We start from the raw sequence: 18,884 nt of genomic DNA on the forward strand, positions 1-18,884 counted from the left end.
GTCAGGGGCCGTTGGTCCCTGGAGCACCGAGAGGGGAGCACGCAGCGTCGGGACCGGAGGTGGAGAACATGTCAATCATCCGACGCCAGACCCCCATGACCTCGTCCGACGTCTTCCGGCAGTTCGACCGGATGTTCGACGATTGGATGCGCGCGTTCCCCGCGCGGACCTGGGACCAGCCCGCGCTGCGGGCCCCCGAAGAGGTCATCAAGGTCGACGAGTACCGGGAGAACGGCGACCTGGTGATCAAGGCCGAGATGCCCGGGATCGACCCCGAGAAGGACCTGGACCTCACGGTCGCCGACGGCATCCTCGTGCTGCGCGCGGAGCGGAAGGTCACCGAGGACACCGAGGACAAGGGCTACCACCGGCACGAGCTGCGCTACGGCACCTTCTCCCGGCGCCTGCCGCTGCCGGACGGGGTGGACCCGGGCTCGGTGACGGCGTCCTACAAGGACGGGATGCTCACGGTGCGCGTCCCGATGCCCGAGGCCGAGAAGGGTCCCGAGCCCACCACGATCGCCATCGAGAAGGGCTGACACCCGGCGCCGTCGCACCCCGTGGACACCCGGCCCGCCGTGGACGGAGCGGTGGGACCCGATCCGGGTCCCACCGCTCGGCACCCGGCCGACCCGGCTCCGCGACATGGCCCCTTGTCCCGCGCGTCACCGGCCCCGACCCTGGGAGTCGGGGTGGCCGGTGGCGACAGGGGAGGGGTCCGCGGCGGGTCAGCGGGGTGCGGCGGTGCGGGGGCGAACGCGGAGATGTACGACGGCGATGTCCTGATCGTGTTCGAGAACGACCTGGACGTCGCGCCGCACGTCCGAGCATGCGTCGAGGAGGTCCGGGCCGCCGGCACGCGGATCGTCGTCGAGCAGGGCCGGCCCGACGGCGCCGCGAGCACCCCCTGTCGCCTGCACCTGGGCGGGACGCTGTCCTTCTTCACCGATGCCGGCGCGGCGTTGGTGATCGCCTCGGCCAGCGATCCCTGCGAGGGCGTCTTCCGGCTCGACCTGGCGCCGCTGGACTTCCTGGGCCTGCGCGGGTGCGCCGCGCTCCTCCGCGGGACACGTCGGCTCCGCGAGCACGGCGGGGTCCTGCTGATCGAGCACCCCCGGGTCCCGGTGCGGCGCGTGCTGCACCGCGGACTGGTCGGGGCGCGCAACGTCAGCGTCGACTGACCCCGCCCGTCCGTTCGTCCGGCCCGGGACGTTCGGCCCTGGCGTGACGTCCCGACCCACGCCACGGTGCGGGAACCCGACCCCCGACACGCACCACGCCACGACCCCGAGACGAACAGGACGCGATGTCTGCTCCGCTCCCGCTCCACCCGAGGCCGGCTCGTGCCGGCGAGGACGCCGGCCTGGCCGGTACCCGCGGCGACGGGGGGACGGTCCCGCACGCCGTGGCGCGGCTGACGGCCGAGTTCCCCGGCCATCACGTCGCGGTCGTGTCGGCCACCGTCGTCCGGTGCCGTCGCGAGCTCGACGGCGTGCCGCCCGGCGCCCTGCCCGAACTGCTCGAGCGCCTCGCCCGCCAGCGTCTGCGGTCGTCGGCCCGGCCGTCGGCACAGCGACCCGGCACAGAGAGCTGATCCGGACACGGAGATCCTTGGGCGGAGTTGCGGCCGCCGGGTGATCGTCGGGACGGCGCGTCGACCCTACTGTCAGGGCTGCACCGGGGCTCCGCCGTAACGCTCCCCGGGGGCGCGGGCCGTCGGTCGCCCTTCTCTCCCCCGTGAGGGGCGGCCGACGGTCTCGGTAGGCCCGGACGGACCTGCGACCCGGCCGGTGCTCGCCGCACGGGCCGTCCCTCAGAGGTACTGGCCCTCCGGAGCGGCCCCCTCCCGTTGCTGCGTCGCCTCGTGACGGATCCGCTCGAGCTGAGAGCGGGCCGCCATCTGCTCAGCGGCGAAGGCCATCTGCGCGCCCTGGAACAGTCCCTCCAGCCACCCGACGAGCTGGGCCTGGGCGATCCGCAGCTCCACGTCCTCGGGCACCTCGTCAGAGGGGAGCGGGATCTCGAGTGCCGTCAGCTCGCGGCGCAGCTCCGGGCCCAGGTGGGCGGTGAGCTCCTCGACCGCACGGTCGCGGAGGTCGCGGACACGCTCGCGGGCGCGCTCGTCGAGCGGAGTGTCCCGGACCTCCTCCAGGACCTTGCGGATCATCGTCCCGATCCGCAGCAACGGCCCGGCGTCGATGACCTCCGACGGCGTGTCGGGGGCGGCCGGTGGCGCCGTGGCGGACCGTGCCGGAGCCGTGCTCGGCGCCGCCGGCGTCGCGCGCCCGTCGCGCGACCACCGCCGGGTGTCGTGCACGACGGGGCCGGCGGCCGGTGCGGGCGGGCCGGCGGCCGCCGGGGAGTCCGTCCCGGGCTCGGTGCTCGAGGGGGCCATGTGTCCTCCAGGCATGGGGTGCTCGCCACGCCAGGGTGCGCGCCGCGCCGGATGCGGCCCAGGGCCGAGGGGACCCTCCGCTCCGGGCCGTCCGGCGGGCGCGCGCCGCACCGCGCACCGGTCGGCGCGCTCGGGGGCCCCTCCGTCCGGGACGTCCGGCCCTGGGACCGCGCCCGGGTGGCGACGATGCTCCTCGACGAGATCGGGAGACGGAGGTCGTCATGCGGCACGGCCCCACGCTGCGCGCGACCGTGTGGGGACTCGTGACCCTGCTGGTCGGGCTCGTCCTGGTCAGCGCGCTCGTCACCGGGCTCGCCCGGCTCTCCGTCGCGCGGACGGTCGACCAGCTGGTGGACCGCCTGCTGCCCGCGCAGCAGGCGACCCGGTCCCTGCTCACGGCCTCCGCCGACCAGGAGACCGGGCGGCGTGGCTTCCTGCTCCTCGGCGACCCCGCCTTCCTCGGGCCCTACACGGCGGGACGGCGGGCCGAGGCCGAGGCCACGGCGTCGCTCGCCGAGCTGCTGCGTCCGGATCCGACGGCCGAGGCCGAGCTCGCCGCGGTCACGCAGGCGTCCGCGACGTGGCGCGCGGAGGTGGCCGAGCCGGACATCGCGGCCCGGCAGGCGGGCCCCGTACCCCGGGAGCGGCTCGACGCCTCGGAGCGTCGCGGCAAGCAGCTGTTCGACGTGCTGCGCCAGCGGCTGGGCCTTCTCGAGGACCGGACCGCGGGCCGGGCGCACGACGCGCTGGAGCAGGTGTTCGCGGCGCAGCAGGTGGCGAACGCGGTCGCCCTCACCGCCGCCGTGCTGGCGCTCGTGGTCGCGGCGGTCTCGGTACCCCTGGTCCGACGGCGCATGCTGCGTCCCCTGCTGGCCCTGCAGACGCAGGCCGAGCGCACTGCGGCCGGGGCGTACGAGACCCCGTTCGCCGTCACCGGCCCGCAGGACCTCGCGGCGATCGGCGCGGCGGTCGAGACGATGCGATCGCGTCTCCTCGACCACGGCGCCGAGCTCGCCGACGCCCGTCTCGAGCTCGCCCTGCGCGACGCGCGGGACCGGCTGTCGGCCGAGGTGCACGACAACAGCATCCAGCGGCTCTTCGCCCTCGGGCTCGCGCTGCAGGCCGCGGGTCGCCGCCACCCCGGAGCGCAGGAGGCGCTCGCCCCGCTCGTCGACGAGACCGACGCCATCGTCCGCGAGCTGCGGGAGCTCATCGCCGGGCTGGTCCGCACCGAGGTCTCGGCCGCGACGCTGCGCGGGCAGGTGTTCGACCTGGTCCGTGACAGCGGTCGCGCGCTGGGCCTCACGCCCGCGCTGGAGATCAAGGGGCCCCTCGAGGAGGCCCTCACCGACGAGGTCGCGCAGGAACTGCTCGCCGTCCTGCGGGAGTCGCTCGGCAACGTCGCCCGCCACGCCCGCGCCCCCTCGGCCGCGGTCCGGCTGCACGTCGACGAGGAACGGATCGCCCTCACGGTCGAGGACGACGGGGTGGGCGTCCCGGTGGACCTCGCACGGGGCGACGGGCTGCGCACCGTCGCCCGGCGGGCCGACCGTCTTTGCGCCACGCTCGCGGTCACCCCCCGTCCGGGCGGCGGGACCGTCGTGTCCTGGAGCCTCCGGCGCGCCCCGGAGATCACGAACACCGTCGACGCCGCCGGCCCGGTCTCGTCGCCGGGCTGATCCGGCGTGCCGTCGTCCCGGATCACGCCCCGTGATCGGAGCGGGGCCGAGGCGGCACCGACGCGCCCGGGCCGGGGCCGCCGTGCCACCACCAGCCCGGCGGGGGCGGCGCGTCGGCGGCGAGGTCCTCGACCGCGGTCGTGCCCGCGCCGTCGTCGTCCGTGCTGCGGAGGAGCCGCTCCACGTCGGCCGCCGACACCAGCCGGATCGAGGCGTCGTCGGAGAGGACCACGAGACGGCTGCCGGGCTCGGCGAGCCGCGTGAGGAGCGGGGAGAGCTCGTCGTCCGGGCGCGCGACCGTCAGCCGCGTCGGGGGCACCGCGAGGCGCCGCACGCCGACCGGGTCGCGCACGGACGCGGCCCGGAGCCGCTTGGGCGGGACGTAGCCGGAGGGGCGGGCGTCCGCGCCGACCAGCAGGACGCCTCCGACGCGGCCGGCCGGAGCCGCGGCCGCGGCGGCGAGCTCCCCGGGAGCGGCGCCGTCGGCGACGATCGTCGGCACGGTTGCGGCGGCCGCGGAGACCGGCACGCCCGCCAGGGTGCGAGCCTGCCGCGCCCGGCGCTCCTCCTCGCCGGCCGCGACCCCGATGAACCAGCCGACGATCGCGACCCACAGCCCGCCGAAGCCGGCCACGACCGTGAGGACGAGGCCCGCGGCGACGAGCAGGGCGGCGAGTCCCCGCCCGGCGCGGGCGGCGGTCACCCCGGCGGCCCATCGGTCGCCCCGGCGCGCCCACAGGGCGGCGCGCAGCACCCGGCCCCCGTCGAGCGGTGCGGCCGGGAGCAGGTTGAACACCGCCAGGACCAGGTTGATGACCGCGAGCTCGACGCCGACCGCGACCAGGAGGTCGGCGGACAGCAGGCTCGCGGCGCCGGCCGCTCCGGCGAAGAGCCCGCCCACCAGCCCGCTGACGAGCGGCCCGACGACGGCGATCCGCAGCTCGGTGCCGGGCCGGTCCGGCTCGCCGCGCAGTCGCGTCGAGCCTCCCAGCAGCCACAGCGTGATGCCCTCGACCCCGAGACCGTTCGCCCGGGCGACGAGGGCGTGCGCGGCCTCGTGCGCGAGCAGCGAGACCATGAGCAGGAGCGCGACCGCCAGCCCCGCCATCCCGTACGCGAGCGGGCCGTGCCCGGGTGCGAGCAGCGGCATCTCCGAGCGCGCCACGACGACCGCGATGAGCGCGACGATGCCCAGCACGCTCCCGTGGGCTGTGACGGGGACCCCCGCGATCCGCCCGAGACGCACCGCGCCCGCGCCGGCGTCCGTCCGTGTCCCGGCCATGGCGACCTCCCGACTCGTCCGGTGTCCCAGTGCCCCACGGCCCGCGCGGGGCCGGGAGGACCGGAGGTCACCGGGACGGCGGGCCCTCCGGGAAGGGCGCCGGCCCGTAGTCGGCCCCGGCCCGGGCCAGCAGCTCCTCGAGCTCCCGCAGCCGGAGCAGGCCCGCCTGCCCGCCCACCCGCTGCACGACGTTCATGCTGTTGACCGGCGCCCACCGCAGGGCGGTCCGCCACGTCTCGCCACGGGCGAGCGCGGCCACGAGCGTCGCGGCGAACGCGTCGCCGGCGCCGGTACGCTCCACCGGCGGCGCGGGGTCGGGGTACGGGGGCATCCACAGGTGCTCGTCGCCGTCGGACGCGTAGGCGCCCTCCGGGCCGTCGGTGACGACGACCTTCGCCGGACCGAGGGCGTGCAGCCGGGCCAGGAGATCGTGCACGTCGGCGTGGTCGCCGCCGGTGACGGCGACGGCCTCCTCGCGGTTCATGATCACGACCTCGGCGCGGCGATAGATCGCGCGGAGGGGATCGACTCCCGCGCGGATCTGCAGGGTCCCGGGCTGGAAGGCGAGCCGGACGTCGGGGTGCCCTGCCAGCCACTGCGCGATCTCGTCCTGATAACCGCCGGCGTGCTCGCTCAACGAGCTGAAGTAGACCCATCGCGGTACCGCGCTGCCCGTCGGCGCCGACCAGCGGTAGGCGAACTCGTGGTGCTTGACGAGGATCGTGCGCTCGGCGCCGTGGCGCAGGACGAAGTGGTGGTTGCTGTGCTGGTCGGGGTGCACGCGGACGAGGTGGGTGTCCACGCCGTGCTCCTGGAGCCGCGCGACGATGCGCTGGCCCGTGTCGTCCTTCCCGACGTCGGCCGCGAGGGCCGCTCGCAGCCCCAGCCGCGTGCCCGCCACCGCGGCGTTGGCGGCGTTGCCGCAGGCGTCGAAGTCCTGGAAGCCGGCGAACGGGAGCTTGGCGCCGGAGCGCATCGCGAGCCAGGGCCCCGCGCGGTCGCTGTACGTGATCGTGTTCGCGTCCCGGATGAGCTCGATCGCCGTGTCGGTGACGAGGTCGCCGACGTAGAGGACGTCCGGGGCGTCGGCGGCCGTCACGAACCCTGCCCCGGGTTGAGCCGCACCAGCCCGATGGGGTTGCCGTCGGGGTCGGCGAACATCGCGACGTCGCCCATCTCCCCGATCGGCGCCGGGCCCATGATCTTCCGCCCGCCGAGCTCCTCGGCCAGGGCGAGCGACTTGTCGAGGTCGTCGACCTCGACGTACACGGTCACCCACGGCGGCACGCCCTCGGGGGCCTGCATGATGCCGCCGCCGATGCCGTCCCGGGAGCCGGTGGCCACCACGCCGTACCCGTGGGACTCGGTCGCCACCGACCAGCCGAAGAGCTCGGCGTAGAACGTGCGGGAACGCGCGCCGTCGGCGCCCCCGATCTCGAAGTGCACGACCGGGCTGCCCATGGTGTCTCCTCCTCGAGGCTCGGCGTCCGCCGATCACCCGAGGCTGGGGCGGCCGGTCCGATCGCGGCAGGAGCCGCTGGGCCCGACCGACCGAGCCGGAGGTCCCGTCAGCCGCGGTCGTGGTCGACGAGGCCGAAACGGTCACGCCAGACCTCGGCCGAGGTCAGCTCGCCCTTGGCCACGCAGCGCAGGACGTCGCGGCGGGCGAGCATCCCGACGAGCTCGCCCCCCTCGACGATCGGGAGCGCCCGGAGCTGGTGGTCGAGCATGGTGGCCACCACGTCGGCGACGTCGCTGCCCGGCTCGCGGGTGATCGGGGAGCGCGTCATGACGTCGCCCACGCGGCCGGCGGTGCCGGCGGTGGCGTGGCCACCGTCCTGGGCGGGGATCCGCCCGCGGACCAGGTCGGCCTCGCCGACGATGCCGATCAGCCGGTCGCCCTCGACCACCGGCAGCGAGGAGAAGCCCTGCTCGACGAGCACGGCGGCCGCGTCGGTCACCGGGGTGTCCGGGCCGACCTGCGTCACGGGCCGGCTCATGATGTCTCGTGCCTTCACGGGGACCTCCTGGTGGTACCTGGGTGTCGCTGGGGTGTCGCTGCCGCCCCTGCGGCGGCCGCCCGGATCGGATCGCGGACCCCGGCGCCACCCCAGGGCCGTTGGTCGCGGAAGGGGCGAGCCGAAGGGCACCCGGGTCCGGCGGTCGGGTCACGGCGGCGGCGTCGTGACCAGGGCGGGGAGGTGGGTGACGGCGAGCAGCCGCTCGGCCTCGGGACCGAGGTCGGCCACACAGGTGCAGCCGGGCGGATGGGTGTCGTCGTGCCAGGCGAGCAGGAACTGCAGGGCGAGCTGGTTGACGGCGTAGTCGTGCTCCGCCTTGACCCGGTCGCGCTCGGCCTGGCGGTTCTGCGAGAGCAGGATCAGGGGCGCCGCGTAGGCCGCCTGGGTGGAGAACAGCAGGTTGAGCAGGATGAACGGGTACGGGTCCCACGCCCGCAGGACCCCGACGACGTTGGCCGCGATCCACACGACGATCGCCGCGCTCTGGGCCAGGATGAACGCCCACGAGCCGAACGAGGCGGTGACCCGGTCGGCCACGCGCTCGCCGAGTGTCGCCCCGCCGTGGCGGAGCAGGTTGGCCGGGTGCCGGTCCCCGCTCGCCCGCGCGTCGGGTCCGGCGCGCACCTCAGCTCCCGGTCAGGAGACGACGCCGGTCGGCGTACTCCTCGGCGTCGATCTCGCCGCGCGCGAACCGGCGGTCGAGGATCTGACGGGCCTCGTCCGCGGCGTGCACCCCGTCGCCGGCCCGCCCCTCGACGCCCGGCCCGCCCCGCTCCGCGGTGCGCAGCCAGCGGGCCACCGCCACCACGACCGCGATCACCAGCACCCACCACAGGACGGCGGACACGCCCATCACGGGGCCCATCCAGCCGAAGCCGTACCCGCCCCACATCATCAGGTCCTCCTCCGCTCACCGGCCCGCGGGCGGTTCCCCGCCGGCCGATCCGGGGCGAGGATGACGCCGAGCGGCTCCGCGGGACCAGCGCCGGACGGCCCGTGCCGGGGGTGACCACCGGCGGCGCGCGCCGGGACCTCCCGGCCCTGGGCGTGTGCGGCGCGTCCCCGCAGCCTGCCCGTCGGAGGAGCCCACCGGACAGGGAGAGCGACATGCGCGCGTTCCGTGCGACCTGCCCCCGGCCCGCCGCCGAGGGTCCCCTCGAGCCGGTGGACGCGGCCGTGCCCGAGCCCGGCCCGGACGAGCTCCTCGTCGAGGTGCTCGCGTGCGGGGTCTGCCGCACCGACCTGCACGTCGCGGAGGGCGACCTCCCGGTGCACCGCCCCGGCGTGGTGCCCGGACACGAGGTGGTCGGGCGGGTCGTGCGCGCCGGGCCCCGGGCGTCGGGGTTCGGCGGAGGGGACCGGGTGGGCGTGGCGTGGCTGCGCGGGACCTGCGGGATCTGCCGGTTCTGCCGGCGCGGCGCCGAGAACCTGTGCCCCTCGTCGGTCTACACCGGCTGGGACGCCGACGGTGGCTACGCCGAGTACACGACGGTGCCGGCCGACTACGCCCACCGCCTCCCCGAGGGCTACACCGACGCGGAGCTCGCGCCGCTGCTCTGCGCCGGGATCATCGGCTTCCACGCGCTGCGCCGGGCCGAACTGCCCGCGGGCGGGCGGCTCGGGGTGTACGGCTTCGGGGGCAGCGCGCACCTCGCGACGCAGGTCGCCCTCGCCGAGGGGGCCACGGTGCACGTCATGACCCGCAGCCCGGACGCCCAGGAGCTGGCGCGCCGGCTCGGGGCGGCCTCGGCGCAGGGCGCGGCCGACCCGCCGCCGGAGCACCTCGACGCGGCGATCCTGTTCGCACCGGCAGGCGAGCTCGTGCTCCCGGCGCTGGAGGCCCTCGACCGGGGCGGCACGCTCGCGGTGGCCGGCATCCACCTCACCGACGTCCCGGCGCTCGACTACCAGCGTCACCTGTTCCAGGAGCGGACGCTGCGCAGCGTCACCTCGAACACCCGGGCCGATGCCCGCGAGTTCCTCCGGATCGCCGGCGAGCACCACCTCGACGTGACCACCGTGCCCTACCCGCTCGAGAAGGCCGGCCAGGCCCTCGCGGACCTCGCCGCCGACCGCATCACCGGAGCAGCGGTCCTGGTGCCCTGAGCGCGGGACGGAGGGTCCGCCGGCCCGGGACCGTGGACCCTGCCCGCGCCCCGGAGGCGCCCGCAGCCTGGTGGCCTCACGGACACGAGGAGGGCGTGGTGGACGGTGCGGGGGTGGACGCCGGCGAGCGTCGTGTGGTGGTCGGGCTGGACGACTCGGTCTCCGCGCGTGCGGCGCTGCGGTTCGCGCTGGAGGAGGCCCGCCGCGAGGGCGCGATGCTCGACGTGGTCGCCGTGTACATGTCCCCGGAGCGCTTCGCGGTCCTCGCCCGGGTTCCCGTCGTGCTCGAGCGGGCCGAGGTGGCCGTCGCGACCGAGGCCGCCGCGCGGGCCGTCGTCGACGAGGTCCTGGCGGCCGAGCGCGTCGAGCACCCCGACCTCGCCCCGCCGCCCGTCGCCGTGCGGGCCGTCCCCGGCGACCCCGGCCCCGCGCTCGCGACCGCGGGCGACGGGGCGACGCGCCTCGTCGTCGGGCACCGGGGCCGGGGCGCCGTCGCGACCGGCCTGCTGGGGTCGGTGGGCTGGTGGTGCCTGCGCCACGCGCACTGCCCGCTGACCGTGGTGCCCTCCGGTACCCCGTGAGCGGGCGCGGTGGCGTCAACCCACCAGCGCGAGCCCGGCGGCGACGGCGGCGACCGGAGCCACGAGCAGCAGGGCCAGCTCACCGGCGAAGCGTCGCCCGCCCGCGGCGAGGGCCAGCACGATCTTCGTCGCGGTGTTCGCGGCGAGGGCCAGCCCCACGGCCCCTACGGCGGCATCCACGGTGATCACGGTCCCGGCCAGCGAGGCGGCGGCCACCGATGCGGCGTGCGCGTCGGCCAGACCGCCGACCAGGGCCACGACGGCGACCCCGCCACCCCCGGCGAGCTCGGCCGCCCACCGCGTCGCGAGGAGCAGCACCACGAGGACCGCCGCCAGGGTCACGGTGGCGGTGAGCGAGAGCGGGCGCGCCACGGGGTCGTCGCCCGCGTCGTGGTCGACCCCGGGCTCGTCGCCGGGCTCGTCGCCGGCCTCGTCGCCGGGCCCGTCGCCGGACCCCCGGCGCCACGTCCAGGCGATCTCGAGGAGGAGCACCACGATCCCGGCGGCCGCTGCGGGCAGGAGCCGGACGGCGACGGCCGGCGCGGCGACGGCGACGACCACGAGCAGCTGCACGAGCGTGGCGACGTTCGCGGCGAGGACGGCCGGCATCACCCCGCGGGCCGCGCGGTCGCTGCGGCGCCGGTGGGCGAGCACCAGCGTCGTCGCCGAGGCCGAGACGAAGCCCCCGAGGAAGCCCACGAGCAGCAGGCCCACCCGCTCGCCGAGCGCGCGGACCCCGACGTAGCCCACCCAGCCGACGACGGTGAGCACGACGACGAGCAGCCAGATGCGCGAGGGGTTGAGGACCCCGAACGGCCCGAGGGGCCGGTCGGGGAGCAGCGGCAGCACGACCAGGGCCACCACGAACAGCCGCAGCGCATCGGCCACGTCCTGGTCGGTGACGAGGCGGGTGGCGAAGTCGTGCGGGGTCGCTTGACCGCGAGCACGACGGCCACGGCGACCCCGACCGCGACGGCCCACGAGGGGCGGGTCCAGGCCAGCGCGCCGAGGAGGAAGGTGCTCACCGCCGCGACCTCGGTGGTCGCGCCCAGATCCGGGTCCGTCGCGGTGCGGATCGTGGCGAGGTAGCCCCCCACGAGCAGCACCGCGACCGCCACCGTGCCCGCGACCAGCACGCCCGCGCCCAGCGCCGCCGCGACCGCACCCGCGACCGCCAGCAGGGCGAACGTGCGGGCACCCGCCACGGGCCGGGGACGGTCGTCGCGCGCGCTGCGCTCGCGTTCCAGCCCGACCATCAGACCGATCGCCAGCGCCGTCCCCACGTGGGCGAGCGCGGTGACCGTGTCCACCCCGGCCACCTCCCACCCGTCCGGCACGCGACCCGCGGCGTAGTCACCCACGGCGGCCGGCCGTCGGGACAGGGCCGGGCGGCACCACCGAGGCCGCGGAGGTCCCGGGACCGGCGGACCGTCGCCCCTGCCGCGCGGTGTCGGGGGGCGGCAGCGTCGTCGGCGAGCCGAGACGTTGGAGGAGAGATGAGCCCGACCAGCACGCGGTCCCCGGGTGGGACCACGCCGATCCGGCGCCTGGCGAAGCGTGACCTCGCGACGGTGGGTCCCGAGGAGACCCTCCAGGAGGTGGCCGAGGAGCTCGCGATGGACGAGATCGGGGTGGTCCTCGTCCGGTACGGGCACGACCCGCTCGGGGTGATCTCCGAGCGGGACCTCGTCGCGGTGATCGCGAACGGGGGGCACCTCGGCACCCAGGCCACGGACCTCATGACCGTGGATCTGGTGACGGTGTCCGGGGACGCCGGCGTCGCCGACGTCGCCCGCGTGATGCTCGACGCCGGCATCCGGCACGTCCTGGTGCGGGAGGACGACGAGGACCACTCCGACGGCGGGCCCGTGACCGGCATCGTGTCGATGCGCGACGTCGTCGGGTTCCTGCTCGGCGACGACGTCCCGGCCTGAACCGGCGGACACGATGACCACCGACGTCGTGCGCGTCTTCGCGCCGGCCGGCCCGGGCCGGCGGGCCGTCCTGGGGTGGGCCCGGCGCCAGGCCCGGCGGAGCGGGGCGCGCCTGGAGGTCCTCGTCGACCCCGACCCGGAGCAGGACGACCGCGCTGTCGCGCCGCCCGGGCGGCTCGTCCGGTGGGCGCTCGGCGCCCTCGCGGGCCGACCGTCCCCGACGGACCGGCTGGCCCGTGCCGCGGCGGGGGCCCCGCTGCTCGTGGTGCCGCAGCGGGTCCCGGGTGTCGACGAGCTCGTCGGCACCGCCTACGAATCGGTGACCGTGGTGCCCGACGACACCGCGCACCCCCACGGCCCGGTCGCCCTCGCGCTCGCCGCGGGTACCTCCGACGCGGTCGTCGACGCCGCGTTCGAGGCGGCCTCCCGGCGCGGGTCGCCGCTGCTCGCGGTGCGGTGCGAGGAGGACGCCGCCGACGACCCCGGGGACGCGCCCGACCCCTGGGAGGACCGGCTCACCGCCTGGCGGATCGCCTATCCGCAGGTGCCGGTGGAGGTCCGCGTCGCCGTGGGCGACCCCGCGGGCGAGCTCGTCGAGCTGTCGGGCCGTGCGCGTCTCCTCGTCCTCGGGCGCTCGGCGCGTGGACGGTTACGGGCCGCGCTCGCACCGTCGCCGGTGCCGCGCGTGGTCCGCCGTGCCCGGTGTCCCGTGCTCGTCGTCGCCCCCCAGGGACCGCCGCACCGGGGCTGGTGGCGGTCGTCCTGAGGCCGGGGGCGGCGCACGGATCGGGACCTTCGGCCCCGCAGGTCGGGACGGGTCGCGGACCGTCCGGCTCTGAACCCGCCGGGTCCCGGACCGCGACCGTGGAGGCGCGGCACGGGCCGCACCGAGAGAGGGAGCTCCGATGACCGACAACGGCAACCAGGGTGTGATCGTCTGCGGGATCGACGGGTCGCACGGGTCGCGCCTCGCGCTGCAGGAGGCGATCCGCACGGCGGCCCGCCGCGGGGACCGGGTCCGCGCGATCGCGGTGTACGAGCCGCTGGAGATGTGGGCGGCCTGGGGCTACGGGCCGGGCTCGGGCATCCCGCTGCCCGACCCGGACTCGCTGCGGGAGGACGAGCTCAAGGCCGCGCGCATGATGGTCGACGAGGTGCTCGGTGAGGTGACCGAGCAGGCGGCGTGGGACGCGCCGCCCGCGGTCGTGGTCGAGGCGCTGCCGGGCCATCCGGCCGAGGTCCTCGTGGACGCCGCCCGCGGGGCGGACGAGCTGGTGGTGGGACACCGGGGGCGGGGTGCCTTCGGCAGCGTCATGCTGGGCTCGGTGGGCCTGGGCTGCGTGCTGCACGCATCGTGCCCGGTGACCGTCGTGCCCGAGCCGGCCGCGGCCTGAGGCGATCGACGGTGTCCACCACGCCGTCCGCGGTCGGTCCGGTCGGCCTCGACCTCCCGGTGGGCGCGGTGGCCCGCCGCGCCACCCTGCTCCCGGAGTCGACCCCGCTGCCCGAGGCCTGGACCCGGCTCCGCCACGACGAGGACCGGTGCGGTGTCGTCGTGCGGGACGGCATGCCGATCGCGGTCGTGACCGCGGGTGCCCTCGCCGAGCGGTGGCCGGGTGGCGGGCCGCTCCTGCAGCACCGCTGCACCCTGCACGACGTGCTCGACCACCCGTGCGGGGTGGAGGTGCTCGCCGCGGAGGACGCGCTGCACCACGCCGCGGAGCGCCTGCTGGCGACCGGCCTGCCGGCGGTGCCGGTGCGCCCCCATGACGGGGCGGCCCTCCAGGTCGTCACGCCGGCCGGTGTCCTCGCCGCCCTCCTCCCCGGTGGGGCGTCGTCGTGACGGGCCGGTCCGGTGTGGTGGTGGGGCTCGACGGTTCGCCCGCCGCCGCGGCCGCGCTCGCGGCGGCCCTCGAGGAGGGCGCCCGGCGGGGCGAGCCCGTCACGGCCGTGATGGCGTTCCCCGCCGCCGGCTCCTGGGCCGACGGCGAGGACGTCCCGGACCTCCCGGAGCCGGACCGGCTGACGGAGGTCGTGGAGGACCAGGCGCGGCGGTTCGCCGAGGAGGCGACGATGCCGCTGTCCGCGGCGTTGCGGGAGGTGCCCTGCGAGGTCCGGGTGCACCCGGGGTCGCCGGCCCCGGTGCTCGCCGAGGCGGCACGGAACGCTTCGCTGCTCGTGGTCGGCCACCGCGGCCGCGGACCGCTGGGCAGCGCCGTGCTCGGCTCGACCGGGCTGCGGGTGCTCGCGCTCGCGACGTGCCCCGTGCTGGTGGTGCGGCCCCGCGAGGAGGCGGCGGACGGGCCGGTGGTGGTCGGGGTGGACCGCTCCGACGGCTCCGCGGCGGCGCTGCGCCACGCCCTCGACGACGCGGTGCTCCGGGGCGTGCGCGTCGTCGTCGTCACGGGCGTCGCGCCGCCGCCGACGACGGTCGGGTTCCGTCCCCTGCCCGGCCCGACCCTCGAGACGGTCCGCGAGGGCCTGCGCCCGCGCGTCGAGCGCTTCGTGCGCCGGGTCGTCGACGAGCACGCCGCCGGGCACCCCGTCCCGCCGGTCGACGTGGTGGTGCGGGCCGAGGACCCCACCATGGCCGTCGTCGACGTCGCCGAGCAGGTCCGCGCCCCGGTGCTGGTCGTCGGCCGCACGGGCCACGGCGCCCTCGCGCGCTGGTTGATCGGCTCGGTCGCCCACGGCGCCGTCCTGGAGGCGCCCTGCGCGGTGGTCGTCGTGCCCCCGGAACCCGCCGCGGAGACGCCGGCCGCCCGGGAGGAACCGGCGTGCGACGACCACCGCCGGCAACCGACAGTGGTCGTCGGGGTGGACGGCTCGCCGGGCGCCGACGCGGCGCTGCGCCATGCGGTGGGGGAGGCGCGGCGCCGGGGTGGACGGGTGCACGCGGTCGCCGCCTGCGACAGCCCCGCGCTCGGCGCGATCGACGTCGAGTCGCTGCCGGTCAATCCGGAGCAGGTGCGGGAGTCGACCGAGCGGCGGGCACGGCAGCACACGGCCGAGGTCCTGCGCGAGGTCGGCGGTGATGTCCCCGTCGAGGTCCACGCACGGCTCGGCCGCCCGACCCCGGTGCTCGTCGGTGCCGCCCACGCCGCCGACCTCCTGGTGGTCGGACACCGGGGGCGGGGCCCGGTCCGGTCGGCCCTGCTGGGCTCGGTGGGGCTCGGGTGCGTCCTGCACGCCCCGTGCCCGGTCACCGTGGTCCGCGCCGAGCCGGTGGACGGCGACGGCTCGCCGCCGCCCGGGGCGATCGCGGTGAGCTCGTGACCGGCACCGGCCCGGCGGTCGTCGTGGGGGTCGACGGCTCCGACGGCTCCCGGGCCGCGCTGCGGCACGCCCTCGACGAGGCCGGGCGCCGCCGGGCCGGGCTCCGCGTGGTCGTGGTCTACGCGCCGTCGGACTACTGGGCCGACCTCGTCGCGCTGGACCGGCGTCCGCCGACCCCCGATCCGGGAACGGGGGCGACGGCCCGGGCGCGCGCGATGGTGCAGGAGGTGGTCGCCGAGCGCCGTGCCCGCGCCGCGACGCTCCCGGCGGACGAGGTCGAGGTGGTCGGCGCGGCCGGACCGCCCGCCGACGTGCTGATCGACGCCGCCGACGGCGCCGAGCTGCTCGTCGTCGGCCATCGCGGCCGGGGTGCCGCGCACGGGCGTCTGACCGGCCCCGTCGCGCTGGGCTGTGTCCTGCGCAGCCGTTGCCCGGTGACCGTGGTCCCCCCGACATCTGCAGGGTGACCTCCGCGCTCGTCACCGGCTCGCCGAGGGCTCCGCCCGGCGGGGGTCGCGACGCAGCCGCCGCCCCGACAGGCGCTCCACCCGGACCACGAGCAGGGCGCGCTCGTCGTCCCCGCCGGGCCAGGGCTCGGGGCGAGCGGACGTCTCGGGGTCCGCGCGGTGCAGCGTGCCGACCGCGACCACCGACCACCCCGTCCGGTGCACCAGGTCGAGCTCGTCGACCTGGAACGCGACGGCCTGCCCCACGGCGGCCCGCGCCCCGCTGCGGGCACCCACGGCGATCACGACGTGCGGACCCTCCAGGGCGAACCCGAAGGGCTCGACGGTGGGGCCGTGCTCGTCGGTGAACGCGAGGCGCCCGATCTCGGCGGTCATCAGCAGCGCCCGGCTCTCGTCGGCGCCCAGAGGGTCGAGGGTGGTGTGCTCCACGTGGCTCACGGCGTTCTCCTCTCCTGACCGGGTTCGGCCCGGCGGCGGCGCCACCGGTCGAGCTCGTCGACACCCCACACGACCGGGGCGCAGACGAGGAGCAGGGCGACCGTGGCCGCGTCGAGTGCCACGGTGCCCACGATCCGCTGGGCGACCGGCAGGTACACGACGGCCGCGGTCACGAGGACCTCGAAGCCGATGCCCCACCACAGCAGCGGGTTGCTGGTCAGGCCGACGGTGCGCAGCGAGGCGTGCTCGGTGCGGGCGGCGAAGGCCGTCCCGATCTGGCACGCGACGATCCCGACGAACGTCGCCGTCGTGGCCTCGAGGTAGGCGTGGTGCAGGGCGGCGCCCGGTCCGGTGGGCGCACCCGGGCTCCACCCGGCGCGCAGCAGGACCAACAGGAACGCGCCGGTGGTCAGCACCGCCGAGGTCACCCCGAGCACGCCCCAGGCCCGCCAGAGCATGCGCGCCCGGATGACGCCCTCCGTACGGGGACGGGGGCGGCGGGACATGAGGCCGGGCTCGGCGGGCTCGCGACCCAGCGCGAGGGCGGGCAGGGTCTCGGTGCCGAGGTCGATCGCGAGGATCTGCAGCACGGTCAGGCCGAGCGGGACCGCCCCGCCCGAGAGCGCGAAGAGCAGGAACGGGACGACCTCGGGCACGGCGTGCGCGAAGATGTAGACGACGAACTTGCGGACGTTCTCGTACACCCGCCGGCCGGCGGCCACGGCACGCTCGATGGTCGCGAAGTCGTCGTCGGTCAGCACCATCGTCGCGGCCTCGCGAGCGACGTCCGTGCCCGACGCCCCCATGGCGACGCCGATGTCGGCGCGGCGCAGCGCGGGGGCGTCGTTCACGCCGTCGCCGGTCACCGCGACCACCTCGCCGACGTGCACGAGCGCCTCGACGATGCGCAGTTTCTGCTCGGGCGCGACGCGGGCGAACACGATCTCGCCGTCCGCGGCGAGCAGCTCGTCGAGCTCGCGCTCCCGCATCGAGGCCAGCACGTCGCCCCCGACGACCCGCAGGCCGCCGGCGCCGATACCCACGGAGCGCGCCACGGCCTCGGCGGTGACCGGGTGGTCGCCGGTGACCACGTGCACGGTGATCCCGGCGGCGTGACACCGGGCGACGGCGGGCGCGACGGAGGCGCGGGGCCGGTCGAGGAGACCGACCAGTCCCTCGAGCACGAGACCGGACTCGACGTCCTCGCGGGCGGCGGTGAGGTCGGCGTCCGACGCGGGCCGCCCGGCCAGGGCCAGCACGCGCAGGCCCTCCCCGGCCAGCTCGGCCGTGGCGGCCAGGACCGCGGCGCGCCCGTCGGTGTCGAGCGGGTCCTCGCCGCCGTCGGCCCGCCGCACCGCGGTGCAGCGTCCGAGGACGGCCTCCACCGCGCCCTTGGTGTGCACCGCCGTGCCCGCCGGAGTTGTGTCGACGGTGGACATGCGGGTCAGGACCGGGTCGAACGGGTGCACGGCGCGCCGGTCCCGCTCCCGCGTGGCCGCCCGGGTGTCGAGCCCCGCCGCGGCGGCGAGGGCGAGCAGGGCCAGCTCGGTGGGGTCGCCGGAGCCGGGGCCGACCGCGGGGTCGGGGAGGTCGGCCTCGCTGCAGCGCTGCGCGACCCGGGCCAGGACGGGCACCCGGTCCGCGTCCTGGTCGGGGCGGCCGCGGCCGCCCGCGGGGGTCCACACCGCCTGCGGGTGCATCCGGTTCTCGGTCAACGTGCCGGTCTTGTCGGTGCAGATGACCGTGGTCGACCCCAGCGTCTCCACCGCGGACAGCCGCCGGACGACGGCGCCGCGGCGGGCCAGCGAGCGCACCCCGGCGGCCAGGGCCAGCGTGATCGTCGGCAGCAGCCCCTCCGGGACGTTGGCCACGAGCAGCCCGATGGCGAAGACCAGCGCGGCGGTGAACGACAGCCCGGCGAGCAGCCCGATCGGCAGGAACGCCGCGCCGGTGCCCACGGCCACCGCGGCGATCAGCCAGGCGACGCGCCGCACCTGCGTCTCGAGCGGACTCTCGTGGTGCCCGACGTGTCCGGTGAGGGCGGCGATGCGTCCGATCTCGGTGTGCGCCCCGGTGCCGGTGACGACGGCCCGGGCGGCGCCGGCCGTGCAGGTCGTGCCGCGGAAGACGAGGTCGGGGGCCTCGAGCGGCGGGCCCGGCGGGTGGGTGCCGGCGCGTCGGGCCACCGGCACCGATTCGCCGGTCAGCGCGCTCAGGTCGACCTGGACCGCGCCGTCGACGAGGCGTCCGTCGGCCGGCACCGCGGCGCCCTCGACGAGCAGGACGACGTCCCCGGTGACGACCTCGGAGGCCGGGATCTCGCGCGCGACCCCACCGCGGAGCACCCGGGTCCGGACCGGGAGGTAGGCCTCCAGGGCGGCGACCGCGTGCTCGGCGTGCTGCTCCTGCCAGAAGGCGAGCCCGGCGTTGAGCACGACGACCACCACCACGGCCGCGGCGAGGACCGGCGTGCCGGCCACCAGCGCCAGCCCCGCGGCGGCCCACAGCAGCAGCGCCAGTGGGTGCACGAGCTGGCGTCCGAGCGCCCGCGGCCACGAGGCGCCGCCGCGCGCGGGCAGGGCGTTGGGCCCCTGGACCCTGAGGCGGCGGGCGGCGTCCCGGTCGTCGAGACCCGCCGGCCCGGACCGCAGCTCGTGGAAGACGCGCTCCAGGGGGGCGTCGGGGTCGAGCGTCGGGCTCTCGAC

22 protein-coding genes and 1 pseudogene are annotated in these 18,884 nt (G+C 77.1%); 12 read left to right on the plus strand and 11 right to left on the minus strand.

All coding sequences use genetic code 11. The annotated features are described in order from the left end of the window. Window positions 1-68: 68 nt before the first annotated feature. From ACFPK1_RS16530 to ACFPK1_RS16540, 3 genes are all read left to right on the plus strand, one after another. Window positions 69-539, plus strand: coding sequence for an Hsp20/alpha crystallin family protein (locus ACFPK1_RS16530; RefSeq protein WP_378022031.1), 471 nt, complete (start codon window positions 69-71; stop codon window positions 537-539). A 225-nt stretch (window positions 540-764) separates the two neighbouring features. Then, window positions 765-1,181 (plus strand): STAS domain-containing protein, encoded by a 417-nt coding sequence (locus ACFPK1_RS16535; RefSeq protein ID WP_378022032.1) that lies wholly within the window; start codon window positions 765-767, stop codon window positions 1,179-1,181. 125 nt (window positions 1,182-1,306) lie between these two features. Further along, window positions 1,307-1,594, plus strand: coding sequence for a hypothetical protein (locus ACFPK1_RS16540; RefSeq protein WP_378022033.1), 288 nt, complete (start codon window positions 1,307-1,309; stop codon window positions 1,592-1,594). Between the two features lie 219 nt (window positions 1,595-1,813). On the opposite strand, the gene ACFPK1_RS16545 is transcribed toward ACFPK1_RS16540, so the two are convergent. Further along, window positions 1,814-2,395, minus strand: a complete 582-nt coding sequence (locus ACFPK1_RS16545; RefSeq protein WP_378022034.1) for a proteasome activator — start codon at window positions 2,393-2,395, stop codon at window positions 1,814-1,816. A 221-nt stretch (window positions 2,396-2,616) separates the two neighbouring features. Between ACFPK1_RS16545 and ACFPK1_RS16550 the strand changes: the two genes are divergently transcribed. Then, on the plus strand, window positions 2,617-4,074 hold the full coding sequence (locus tag ACFPK1_RS16550) for a CHASE3 domain-containing protein (RefSeq protein ID WP_378022035.1): 1,458 nt from the start codon (window positions 2,617-2,619) through the stop codon (window positions 4,072-4,074). A gap of 22 nt (window positions 4,075-4,096) precedes the next feature. Here ACFPK1_RS16550 and ACFPK1_RS16555 read toward each other — a convergent pair whose 3' ends face one another. The 6 genes from ACFPK1_RS16555 to ACFPK1_RS16580 form a co-directional block, all read right to left on the minus strand. Then, complete coding sequence (locus ACFPK1_RS16555; protein ID WP_378022036.1) at window positions 4,097-5,356, minus strand: site-2 protease family protein; 1,260 nt, start codon at window positions 5,354-5,356, stop codon at window positions 4,097-4,099. Window positions 5,357-5,423: 67 nt separating this feature from the next. After that, window positions 5,424-6,455, minus strand: coding sequence for a carbohydrate kinase family protein (locus ACFPK1_RS16560; RefSeq protein ID WP_378022037.1), 1,032 nt, complete (start codon window positions 6,453-6,455; stop codon window positions 5,424-5,426). Beyond that, a complete protein-coding gene (locus ACFPK1_RS16565; RefSeq protein WP_378022038.1) occupies window positions 6,452-6,817 on the minus strand; it encodes a VOC family protein in 366 nt (121 codons plus the stop codon). Before ACFPK1_RS16565 ends, ACFPK1_RS16560 begins: the two co-directional genes overlap by 4 nt. A 107-nt stretch (window positions 6,818-6,924) precedes the next feature. Next, window positions 6,925-7,374, minus strand: a complete 450-nt coding sequence (locus tag ACFPK1_RS16570; RefSeq protein WP_378022039.1) for a CBS domain-containing protein — start codon at window positions 7,372-7,374, stop codon at window positions 6,925-6,927. Between the two features lie 150 nt (window positions 7,375-7,524). After that, window positions 7,525-8,001 carry a DUF1003 domain-containing protein gene (locus tag ACFPK1_RS16575; RefSeq protein ID WP_378022040.1) on the minus strand — a complete coding sequence of 159 codons (477 nt, stop codon included), beginning with the start codon at window positions 7,999-8,001 and terminating at the stop codon, window positions 7,525-7,527. A gap of 1 nt (window position 8,002) precedes the next feature. Then, window positions 8,003-8,272, minus strand: coding sequence for an SHOCT domain-containing protein (locus ACFPK1_RS16580; protein WP_378022041.1), 270 nt, complete (start codon window positions 8,270-8,272; stop codon window positions 8,003-8,005). A 212-nt stretch (window positions 8,273-8,484) separates the two neighbouring features. Here ACFPK1_RS16580 and ACFPK1_RS16585 point away from each other — a divergent pair, with 212 nt between their 5' ends. Beyond that, window positions 8,485-9,483, plus strand: a complete 999-nt coding sequence (locus ACFPK1_RS16585) for a zinc-binding alcohol dehydrogenase family protein (RefSeq protein WP_378022042.1) — start codon at window positions 8,485-8,487, stop codon at window positions 9,481-9,483. Between the two features lie 98 nt (window positions 9,484-9,581). Further along, window positions 9,582-10,064, plus strand: a complete 483-nt coding sequence (locus tag ACFPK1_RS16590; RefSeq protein ID WP_378022043.1) for a universal stress protein — start codon at window positions 9,582-9,584, stop codon at window positions 10,062-10,064. A 15-nt stretch (window positions 10,065-10,079) separates the two neighbouring features. Here ACFPK1_RS16590 and ACFPK1_RS16595 read toward each other — a convergent pair whose 3' ends face one another. Together ACFPK1_RS16595 and ACFPK1_RS16600 are read right to left on the minus strand one after the other, a co-directional pair. After that, entirely contained in the window at window positions 10,080-10,952 is an 873-nt protein-coding gene (locus ACFPK1_RS16595) for a DUF4010 domain-containing protein (protein ID WP_378022044.1), read from the minus strand. A 98-nt stretch (window positions 10,953-11,050) separates the two neighbouring features. Then, a pseudogene (locus ACFPK1_RS16600) lies at window positions 11,051-11,320 on the minus strand (MgtC/SapB family protein); the annotation flags it as partial. A gap of 240 nt (window positions 11,321-11,560) precedes the next feature. Here ACFPK1_RS16600 and ACFPK1_RS16605 point away from each other — a divergent pair. The 6 genes from ACFPK1_RS16605 to ACFPK1_RS16630 all read left to right on the plus strand — a co-directional run bounded on the left by ACFPK1_RS16605 (window position 11,561) and on the right by ACFPK1_RS16630 (window position 15,741). Further along, entirely contained in the window at window positions 11,561-11,998 is a 438-nt protein-coding gene (locus tag ACFPK1_RS16605) for a CBS domain-containing protein (protein ID WP_378022045.1), read from the plus strand. 13 nt (window positions 11,999-12,011) lie between these two features. Continuing rightward, window positions 12,012-12,764, plus strand: a complete 753-nt coding sequence (locus ACFPK1_RS16610) for a universal stress protein (RefSeq protein ID WP_378022046.1) — start codon at window positions 12,012-12,014, stop codon at window positions 12,762-12,764. Between the two features lie 139 nt (window positions 12,765-12,903). Next, window positions 12,904-13,392: a universal stress protein gene (locus ACFPK1_RS16615; protein ID WP_378022047.1), complete on the plus strand. Its 489-nt coding sequence runs from the start codon at window positions 12,904-12,906 to the stop codon at window positions 13,390-13,392. 11 nt (window positions 13,393-13,403) lie between these two features. Continuing rightward, on the plus strand, window positions 13,404-13,841 hold the full coding sequence (locus ACFPK1_RS16620) for a hypothetical protein (protein ID WP_378022048.1): 438 nt from the start codon (window positions 13,404-13,406) through the stop codon (window positions 13,839-13,841). After that, window positions 13,838-15,274: a universal stress protein gene (locus tag ACFPK1_RS16625; RefSeq protein WP_378022049.1), complete on the plus strand. Its 1,437-nt coding sequence runs from the start codon at window positions 13,838-13,840 to the stop codon at window positions 15,272-15,274. The genes ACFPK1_RS16620 and ACFPK1_RS16625 overlap by 4 nt, the downstream gene beginning before the upstream one ends. Next, the gene (locus ACFPK1_RS16630; RefSeq protein ID WP_378022050.1) at window positions 15,271-15,741 is read left to right on the plus strand and encodes a universal stress protein; all 471 of its coding nucleotides are present in this window, start codon (window positions 15,271-15,273) and stop codon (window positions 15,739-15,741) included. The genes ACFPK1_RS16625 and ACFPK1_RS16630 overlap by 4 nt, the downstream gene beginning before the upstream one ends. Before the next feature lie 12 nt (window positions 15,742-15,753). On the opposite strand, the gene ACFPK1_RS16635 is transcribed toward ACFPK1_RS16630, so the two are convergent. Beyond that, on the minus strand, window positions 15,754-16,179 hold the full coding sequence (locus tag ACFPK1_RS16635) for a pyridoxamine 5'-phosphate oxidase family protein (protein WP_378022051.1): 426 nt from the start codon (window positions 16,177-16,179) through the stop codon (window positions 15,754-15,756). Further along, window positions 16,176-18,851: a cation-translocating P-type ATPase gene (locus ACFPK1_RS16640; RefSeq protein WP_378022196.1), complete on the minus strand. Its 2,676-nt coding sequence runs from the start codon at window positions 18,849-18,851 to the stop codon at window positions 16,176-16,178. The genes ACFPK1_RS16635 and ACFPK1_RS16640 overlap by 4 nt, the downstream gene beginning before the upstream one ends. Window positions 18,852-18,884 lie beyond the last annotated feature (33 nt).

The sequence above is a fragment of the Actinomycetospora rhizophila genome (assembly GCF_042657905.1).
Classification (GTDB): domain Bacteria; phylum Actinomycetota; class Actinomycetes; order Mycobacteriales; family Pseudonocardiaceae; genus Actinomycetospora; species Actinomycetospora rhizophila.